This is a genomic window from Methanoregula sp., from assembly GCF_002835825.1.
GTDB lineage: Archaea > Halobacteriota > Methanomicrobia > Methanomicrobiales > Methanospirillaceae > Methanoregula.
In genome coordinates, this window is sequence record NZ_PIZH01000327.1 from 1 (window position 1) to 2,456 (window position 2,456).

The 2,456-nt window shown below is 62.5% G+C and carries 3 protein-coding genes; all 3 read right to left on the bottom strand.

The genetic code is table 11. The features are described from left to right. Positions 1–57 precede the first annotated feature (57 nt). From CW742_RS10570 to cobJ, 3 genes are read right to left on the bottom strand one after another with little or no spacing between them, the layout of a single operon-like run. The gene (locus CW742_RS10570; protein WP_292420172.1) at positions 58–1,065 is read right to left on the bottom strand and encodes a cobalt-precorrin-5B (C(1))-methyltransferase; all 1,008 of its coding nucleotides are present in this window, start codon (positions 1,063–1,065) and stop codon (positions 58–60) included. Next, on the bottom strand, positions 1,058–1,726 hold the full coding sequence (locus CW742_RS10575; protein ID WP_292420176.1) for a precorrin-8X methylmutase: 669 nt from the start codon (positions 1,724–1,726) through the stop codon (positions 1,058–1,060). The genes CW742_RS10570 and CW742_RS10575 overlap by 8 nt, the downstream gene beginning before the upstream one ends. Next, positions 1,674–2,420 (bottom strand): precorrin-3B C(17)-methyltransferase, encoded by a 747-nt coding sequence (gene cobJ / locus CW742_RS10580; protein ID WP_292420178.1) that lies wholly within the window; start codon positions 2,418–2,420, stop codon positions 1,674–1,676. The genes CW742_RS10575 and cobJ overlap by 53 nt, the downstream gene beginning before the upstream one ends. Positions 2,421–2,456 lie beyond the last annotated feature (36 nt).

Sequence of the window (2,456 nt, forward strand, 5' to 3'; positions counted from 1 at the left end):
GTTCTTTTATCGCCTGTTCCGTGAGCAGCCCGGGGCCGCAGCCTACACCGATGATCTTCATGCACTTTCTCCGATGACCTCTCCCTCGCGGTTCACGAGCACGACCCGGATCTGCGGGTACCGTTTCCTGAATGCAGCAAGGTTCTTCTCAACTATTGCGGGAAAGGCCGGGGTGACAGAGAGTTCCTCCACGGTCGCAGACCCGGTACCTTCCAGTACCTGCGGGTTGATGTATTTGAGGATGAGCGCGGGGAGGCCAAAAAGGATCGCCTTTCCCCGTACGGCTGCAACCGACCGGTCGAGCTTTCCGCCGATCAGGATCACTTCGTGCGTGGGGAACATCAGCCGGGCGAACCGGAGCCCGACCCGGTCGGTGGTGAGGACCGGTTCGTCCGTGGCTGCGATCCGTTCGAGCGTGGATTCGGTGAGGTGGTCGTCCCACGGTTCGACCAGGCCCGTTGTGCCGAGGACCGAGATCCCATCCATCACGCCAACACGGGGGTTGAGCGTGATCCTGCCGATCTCCTTCCCCTGCGGGATCGTGAGCCGGACTTCGATGCCGAAGAACCCGGCCTCCTTAATCGCCTCTTCGACTGCGACATGAATGCAGGCAAGGGCCGGGGGGCTGACGGCCGGTGTGCCGGCCTTGTAGCGGGGCGTGTCGCGGGCGAATCTTCCGACACCTTCACCAAACGAGATGACGATCCCTTTGTTCGTTGGCGTTGCTTCGGCAACAAAGAGCAGCCCGGCCGTGACATCGCCCGGGTAATCCCCGGGCACTTTTCGTGCAGTTCCCTGCCCGGCCGATCCTTCGGCCGGGACGTTCACGGTCAGGCCGCACGGGAGAGCAATGGGAACGGAAGTGAATTGTCTTCCGGCCCGCGAGAGGACAGCCGCTTTGCACGCCGCTGCCGCAGTTGTCCCGGTAGTAAACCCCCGGGCAAGAATTGTTCCGGACGAGGTCAGGATCGCGAGACCGCGTTCAACGAGCGGGAGCTGGCCGGGCCGCTGGCACTTCTCCACCCAGGCATCGGGATACTCAAAGCCGGTGACCGGGTCACGCATCTCCCGAAGCCTCGATGAACATCGTGATGCATTCGTTTACTGCGGCAACCGCAACCGGCGTGCCGCCCCGCGTTCCTTCCGAGGAGATGGACGGGATGTCGATTGTCCGGAGCAGCGCCTTGGACTCGGCGGCATTGACAAACCCGACCGGGGCCCCGATGATGGCAGCGGGCCGGACGCCGTTCTTCACCATTTCGCAGAGAGAGAGGAGTGCAGAGGGGGCGTTCCCGATCACGACAATGGATCCGGGCAGCCGGTCTTTCAGCGCAATGAAACCGGCCGAGCTTCTCGTGATCCCCCGCTGCTTCACGATATCGGCACCGAAGTCAAGAGCGCAGAGCACTTCGCTCCTGTGCCCCTTCTTCTGGATCCCGATCTGGACCATGCGGATGTCGGTGATGATGGGGGCACCCTTCTTCAGCGCCGCGATGACAGCGGGGATGGGGTTGTTGTTGAACCGCATCAGGTCCGCCATCGCAAAGTCCCCGACCGCGATCGAGCACCGCTGCTTCACGCGGTCCTCGGGCGTCTCGTTGCCGATCGCTTCCCGGGCCAGTGCCCGCGACTTTGTCGAGATCGCGTAGCCTTCCTGCGTGTCGGCCCCGACATCAATATACGTATTTTTTGTGGTACCCGCGTGGCGTGATGATTCCTTTGACATCGTCTCCCCTCCTCCAGATCCTGCTCTCCGCACCGCCGATGATGACGGCCGTGTGCATATCGATTTCGTCCATGACGGACTCGATCTCCCCGAGCGTTGTTACCCGGGTCGTCTCGTCCTCGCGAAGTGCGTTCCTCACGATCCCGACCGGAGTCTCCGGCTTCAGGTGTTTTCTCGCAAGGCTCACCGCGAGCGCCAGGTTATGCGGCCTGCCCCGGCTCTTCGGGTTGTAGAGCACGACCGGGATCCCGAGCTTGAAGACTGCATCGAGCCGGGCCTCGATCACCTCAAGCGGCGTTAAGAGGTCCGAGAGGCTGATGACCACAAAGTCCCCGGAAAGCGGCGAGCCGAGCCGGGACGCTGCTGCGTTTGCCGCGGTGATGCCGGGGACGATCTCGACCGGGATATCGGACCCATCGTGTTCGAGCACTTCGAGCACGATGCTTGCCATGCCGTACACACCTGCGTCTCCCCCTGAGACGATGGCAACGTGATGCTCTCTCGCGAGGTCGATTGCCTGCTGGGCCCGGTCCACCTCCTTTCCCATCGTGCTGCTGATGACCTGCTTGCCTTTGAGCAGCGGTTCGAGCGGCTTGATATAGGTCGAGTGCCCGAGTACGTCCTCAGCCTTTGCGCTCGCGTTCATGTCCCGTGGCGTCCTGTAATCCAGCAGGGCCGGCTCGCTCCCGACTATGGGCGGCGATCATGCTCTTTATCTGCAGTGCATAGG